The organism is Sphingomonas bacterium, from assembly GCF_903644055.1.
Lineage (GTDB): Bacteria > Pseudomonadota > Alphaproteobacteria > Sphingomonadales > Sphingomonadaceae > Sphingomonas_I.
Genome location: NZ_CAHJXD010000002.1, coordinates 25,979 through 32,038, shown reverse-complemented (window position 1 = coordinate 32,038; position 6,060 = coordinate 25,979). Strand labels below are relative to the sequence as shown.

Sequence of the window (6,060 nt, the reverse complement as noted above, 5' to 3'; positions counted from 1 at the left end):
CTTCAGACGGCAGAGAGGCAAACCATGCTCTCGGCATGCCCTACCGCCGCCAGCGACACGTTGATGCGGGTGCCCAGCTGTCTGCAAAACATGGCTCAAAGAGACACACCGCTCCACCTCACACCCGACACACCAAATCCCGCGACTACAAAGGTCGCTCAAGTAATGGGGTCACATCGCTACACGCTATGACGAACTCGCCGCCAACATCCTCGGCTGCGTCAAACTCGCCAGGATAACATCCAGCGTTCTCGATCACGTACGAACCTCAGACCGATCAAGGCAGGATGGCACCGCAGCGTCGATTTCCATTTGAGCGACACTTCACTGCCGGTGCTTGTCGTAAGCTGCTCGACAATGGGCTTCGACCTCTTCCAGCGTCATCCGCTGTTGGCACAATACACCGTATACATGGGATTCATTACACTCATACACATTTACCACAGATTAGTTTAACGGTTTTTCGCCGCGACGACGACAATCTCGACAAGCAAGGCCGGATTTACCAGTGCAGCGACCTGTACGCTAGCACGCGTAACTGTTTCTGGATTTTCCGCCGTCTTGAAGAACATCTTGAATCCTTCGTTATATCCGGCAGTATCCAACTTCCCGCCAAGTTCGGGATCAGCGGCCAAATATGTCATCATCGTGATGACGTCCGACATCTTGTAGCCGCGCTCGGCCAGAACCTGCTTCATATTGGTGAGCGCGCTGATCGTCTGCGTCTTGGTGTCGCCGTAATCGGCCCGCGTCAGCGGCGCGCCGGGAGCAGGCTTCTTGGCCGGATCTATCGGGCTGGCGAGCTGGCCCGACAGATAGAGCATCTCGGCGCCGGCAGGGACCGTGGCGCTCTGCAGGATCAGCCCCGGTGGCGTAAGCTGGTGGCGCACTATGTCGGCGGCCGGCGCGGCAGCGGCACCCAGGATCGCAGCGACACAGGCGGCAGCTAGGAACATGCGCATGAACGAACCTTTCGCGAAACCGGTATTCCGGCGGAATGATCTTGGATTCTATCGGCCATGAGCGGCCGATCTATTTGACCGGTTTGCGCAGAGCCTTGATGTCTTCGGGCGTGACCGGCTTATTGTATTTGTTGCCGAAGTTCGTTCGAATATAGGTTACGACACCGGCGATCTCCGCATCGTTCAGCAGGGCGCCTAAGGCCGGCATGGCCTTTAGCCCGTTGACGACGACGTAAGCCGGATATTGAGCGTTCTGAAGTTTCGGATTCTTGGCGAGCGCCGGATAGGTTCCCGCGTCACCGACGCCTCCCGGGAGATGGCAGGCTTGGCAGACCGTCTCGAAGACCTGCTTTCCGGTCTTCGTCGGCCGTTGCTGGGCCGACGCCTCACCGGACGCGCAAGCCGCAATCGTTGCAAGCAGCAACACGCGAGAGAATTTGGTTTTCACAGGCTTTCCCTTCAGCTTGCTCATGCAGCGGTGATGCGTGCGTGAAGACGCTTGACGGCATCCAGAGCCGACAGGATCGCATGCTCCTGCCAGATACCGTAAGATGCATGCTCCCCAGCGAGCATCATCCGGCCATCGATGGCGATGAGCGCCTCATAATGCTCCTTCCGGCGCTCCTCCGTCCAATTGGAGAGGCAGCCCATCGTCCACGGAATTCGGCTCCAGGCGACCGTGATCCCGTTTTCATATTCTTCCCGATATTGCGGGTGGATTTGAGTGCCCTCGGCCACGATCCGCTTCAGCCGATCCTTCGGATCCATCACCGCATATTCGTAACAGCCGGGGCCGCCGATATAGGCCCCCAGCAGCACGCCCTTGCCGCGTGTGGCATAGGCGCTGTTGGGATAGCCGATCTGACGAATCGACAGATTGGTGTTGCTGAAGCCGCCGAAGATCAGCTCATCCTCCTCCCAAAACCGGCGCTTCATCTGTAGGCCGGCCTTGAAATTGGTGCCATAAGGCGCGACCGCATCGATCGCGGCCCGCAAGCTGCTGCTGATCTGCATGGGCAGACGGGAAAGAACCGGCGCCGGGATGGTGTTGATGCACCATTGCGCGGCGATCGTCTGCGTGGGGCCGCCCTTCAGCGGATCCACATAGCTCACGGTAACGCCCTTATCGTCCTGATCGATCTTCACGACGCGACAATTCATCTTGATGACGCCGGGCCCGATCTCCCGCGCGAAGGCATCGCCGATCTTGCCCATGCCGCCGACCGGCTGGAAGATGGTAGGCTGCATATCGAAGCTGTGCGATCCCGCGAGCGACCTCCAGAGCCGCGATTGCAGCAGTTCGTCGAGTTCCAGCGGCTGTGAGTAAACCGGCGGGATCGAGCCGGCACCGACGAGCACGTCATATCCGCGCCGTTCCGACACCAGCTCCGACTTGGCATAGCGATACTGATTGTCGAGGGCGCCCCAGTTCTTGAGCGCCTCGAGCAGGATCTCGCGATCCTCCTTGGAGACGCTCTGATCCAGCGCGCTCTGGTTCGTCGCCCTCGCCAGCAACTCGGCGACATGCCCGTGAAAGTCGTTCTCGACCTCGCGATACCGCTTCGGCTTGCCGCCAAAAGCGGCTGTATTGTGCACGAATGCATTGTTGTTGATCTGGTGAAACGGCTCCAGCGCGACGCCAAATTCGCGGCAATAATTGATGATCGCGTGGTGGTGGTACGGAATCCGCCAAGGCCCCGGATTGAGATAAAAGCCGGCATCGAATTCGCACCTCTGCGTCGATCCGATCTCACGGATGGTATCTCCGCCCCGAATTGACCAGTTTCGCCCGCCGGTCCTGTCCTGATATTCGAGAACCGTGACCTTGTAGCCGGCCTTCTTGAGCTCATAAGCGGAGGTCATGCCGGCAAGCCCGGCGCCGAGGATGACGACCGAGGCCCCCTTGGGATCGCCGTCCAGCTTGAGCGGGCCGGTATAATGGGACTCCTGCGTCTGCCCCATTGCCGCCATGGCCTGATACATGGCCGACGAACCGGCGACCGTCCCGATAAGGCTTAGCAGGGATCGACGGGATACCGAGGGTAGGTCCATTGCTTTTTTCCTTACCGGGATTGCTGCTTCTCACGCGGGCGGCGCCCGTGCGAGCAGGCTTCGACAAAGCTATGCGCGGCGGCGGCGGGGATCCCTATGATCGAAGGAGCGCCAGCGATTGAAAGACGGCTCATCCCGGAAAACCCCTGCCTAGCCTGTTCAGATCGGTCAGTATTTGAAGCGGATGCCGGCCCGGAACGTGCGGCCGTAAAGATCGTAATAGAGGCCGGAGACACCCCATTGCGCGCCGGCGACGCTGGTCCCGCTGGCAACTTGTGCCGGATCCTTATTGGTGAAATTCTCGACCACCAGGAAGCTCTCGAGACCGGGTGTGATCTTCACGCTGAAAGACGCATCAAAGTAGAGCGCGCCGTCGACATGATTATTGTCGATCGTCCGGTTGTTGGCGGTCGAGACCGGGCAGTTGGTGGTGCATTCGATATACATAGGCGAGAGAACGCCGGAGCTGACGCCGCGCCCGGTGATCGAAGCGGTGATGCGCTCGTTGGAATAGGTGCCCTCGACCCGGTAGCGCCAGCGCGGCGTCCCTTCGGCAGCACCCAGCGCCACTTGCGGGACGTTCCCGATGATGCCGGTATCCGTGACGGCTTGCAGATAATGGCTGGCCAGCGCGCGCAGCGTAAACCGCCCGTTACCCAAGGACGACGAAATATCGCTCAACTGCACCTGATAACTGGCCTCGAAATCGATGCCGCGCACCCTCTGCCGCGCGAGATTGACCGGCTTCAGCGTGATCGTAGAGATCAATCCGGCCGAATTGCGGGCGACGAACTGGCAGAGGCTTTGATCGCCGCCGGTGTAGCAAAGATTGAGGAGGTTGGGCGCGGTCAGGGTTGCGATCACGCCTCTGACGTCGATCGAGAAGTAATCGACCGCGATCGAAAAGCCCGGAAGGAAGCGTGGCTGGACGACGCCGCCGACATTGAACGATCTGGCCTTTTCGGGCTTGATTTCGGTATTTCCGACCGTGCTCGACACGATCGTGTAGGATTCGTTGTTGCGCGCCGGATCGTTGATCGAGATCGTGCCCGTCCGGCCCACCTGATAAAGATCCGAAAGATTGCCGGCCCGAATATCGCGGGACTGCGTGATACGAAGCGTGATGTCATCGATCGGCTTCCAGACGCCACCGACCTTCCACGTCGTGACGCGGCCGGATGTGCTGTAATCCGTGATGCGGACCGCCCCGTTGAAATCGAGCGACCTGGTCCAGGAGGTATCCTTCACAAGCGGGACGACGGTTTCGAAGAAGCCTTCCGTCACCTTGTACGAGCCATTGAGCGGCTTGTAGTTTCCGTAGAAGAAGCCGTTCGTGCGCGAGATCGGATCGTTGGTGCCGCTGGACGCTTCGCTCCGATGCTCCACGCCGAATGCCACCGAAACCGGGCCTGCCCAGGTCGAGAAGGGCTCGCCGCGCATCGAGGCGGCATATTCCTGCTGGGTGAATTTGTTGTTGAGGACCGAATTGCCGAGGACGTAGTTCAGGCCACTCTGCGTCGCGACGCCGGTGCCGATGATATTGAGCGGTGCGCAGCCGTTCGTCGGGTCCGTAAGCGTCGAACGGCAGACGATCGAGCCGTTCGGTCCGATCACCGCGTCGATCGCCCTGGCATAGTTGGCATTCACGCCGACGCGCGAATTTTGGTAAAGATCGGTAATGTTGCGGTTGTAGAAGACATCCCACGACCAGTCGGTGCCGAGCGCGCGGAACTTGCCGTTCGCACCCACCACATACCGATACATTTCGCGGGTGCCCGTATAGGGAACCGGGCCGATCGCGTCGTTGCTCGTGCCTATCGTCAGGCTCGTCAGCCCGAGCGACTGCATCCGTGACACAACCGAGGCCGGCAGGAACGCATTGTCGCGCTGGATCGTGAGCCCGCCGAATTGATATTGCGGCGAACTCAACTCCTTGACCTTCGACCGGCCGTAGGAAAACTGGCCATAGATTTCGACATTGTCGAAAATTTCATAGCTGGCGCGGCCGAACGCGTTCTGGCGCGAGACGGTCGGCAGCAGGCTTTCGGTGGTGGTCGCGAAATCGGTGACCTGCCAGTCGCCGCCGACCATGCTGGGATCGCGAACGATCGAGCCGTAATTTAGCTGGGTGGGCGTGCCGTTCGGCCCGAAATAGAGGCCGCGCAGCGGCCCCGCCGTCACGATGCCGCCGGGCGCCAGCGTGGTGTAGCCGACATTCTCGCGGACGAGGAGTTCGGGCTGGCCATTGGTCGCCGTATAGGTCGGGCTGAAAAGCTGCTTGGTGCCGCGGAACCAGGAACGCGGCATCTTTCGAATGCCGTCGTCATAGGCGACTTCGCCGCTGACCATGATGTGACCGCGACCGTCGGCGAAGTGGGTGCCGGCAGCGATGGAAGCCTTGAAGGTTGGATCGTCGCCGTAGGTGGTGATGCCGCCCACGATATCGCCCTTGATCCCAGTAAAATCCTTATCGAGCACGAAATTGACGACGCCTGCGACCGCATCGGAGCCCCATGCCGCCGAAGCGCCGCCGGTCACGATGTCCACGCGCTTGACCAAGTTGTTCGGGATCGTGTTGACGTCGACGGCGCCGCCCGTGGTGGCCGCCGGCATGCGCTGACCATCGAGCAGGATCAGGGTGCGCGTCACGCCGAGGTTACGCAGGTTCAGCGAGTTCACGCCGATGCCGCCACCGCTGATGCTGTTGGTGTTGTTCCGGGAGCTTCCAGCCAGCGACGGGAGCTGGTTGACCTGATCGGCGATGTTTATCGGCGCCTTGCGCTGAAGCTCCTCGACGCCGAGCACGGTGGTCGGGGTGGGCGACTGATATCCGTCACGGACAATGCGGGTGCCGGTAACGACAATCGCGTCGCTTCCTGCGCTATCGGTCTGGCTTTCGCCCGACTTGGCGGCGGAAGAGGAGGATATTACAGACTGCGCAGAAGCCGAATGCGCGCACACACCCGCTGTGCCAATCAGAAGTATCGCAACGGCCCGATGGCGAAATCTACGATCGGCCATGTAATTCCCCCTATATAGATAACAT

4 protein-coding genes are annotated in these 6,060 nt (G+C 60.3%); all 4 read right to left on the bottom strand.

Annotated features, from left to right (window positions below; translation table 11 throughout):
- Positions 1–452: 452 nt before the first annotated feature.
- The 4 genes from HUU94_RS00170 to HUU94_RS00155 all read right to left on the bottom strand — a co-directional run bounded on the left by HUU94_RS00170 (position 453) and on the right by HUU94_RS00155 (position 6,035).
- A complete protein-coding gene (locus tag HUU94_RS00170; protein WP_174273116.1) occupies positions 453–962 on the bottom strand; it encodes a Rid family hydrolase in 510 nt (169 codons plus the stop codon).
- A gap of 70 nt (positions 963–1,032) precedes the next feature.
- Entirely contained in the window at positions 1,033–1,434 is a 402-nt protein-coding gene (locus tag HUU94_RS00165) for a c-type cytochrome (protein WP_174273115.1), read from the bottom strand.
- A complete protein-coding gene (locus tag HUU94_RS00160; RefSeq protein WP_254601801.1) occupies positions 1,431–2,933 on the bottom strand; it encodes a flavin monoamine oxidase family protein in 1,503 nt (500 codons plus the stop codon). Before HUU94_RS00160 ends, HUU94_RS00165 begins: the two co-directional genes overlap by 4 nt.
- A 249-nt stretch (positions 2,934–3,182) precedes the next feature.
- Positions 3,183–6,035 (bottom strand): TonB-dependent receptor plug domain-containing protein, encoded by a 2,853-nt coding sequence (locus HUU94_RS00155; RefSeq protein WP_302480165.1) that lies wholly within the window; start codon positions 6,033–6,035, stop codon positions 3,183–3,185.
- Positions 6,036–6,060 lie beyond the last annotated feature (25 nt).

Coding starts and splice junctions, on each gene's coding strand:
- HUU94_RS00170 (WP_174273116.1), bottom strand. CDS start 962: ATGCGCATGTTCCTAGCTGCCGCCTGTGTCGCTGCGATCCTGGGTGCC.
- HUU94_RS00165 (WP_174273115.1), bottom strand. CDS start 1,434: ATGAGCAAGCTGAAGGGAAAGCCTGTGAAAACCAAATTCTCTCGCGTG.
- HUU94_RS00160 (WP_254601801.1), bottom strand. CDS start 2,933: ATGGCGGCAATGGGGCAGACGCAGGAGTCCCATTATACCGGCCCGCTC.
- HUU94_RS00155 (WP_302480165.1), bottom strand. CDS start 6,035: ATGGCCGATCGTAGATTTCGCCATCGGGCCGTTGCGATACTTCTGATT.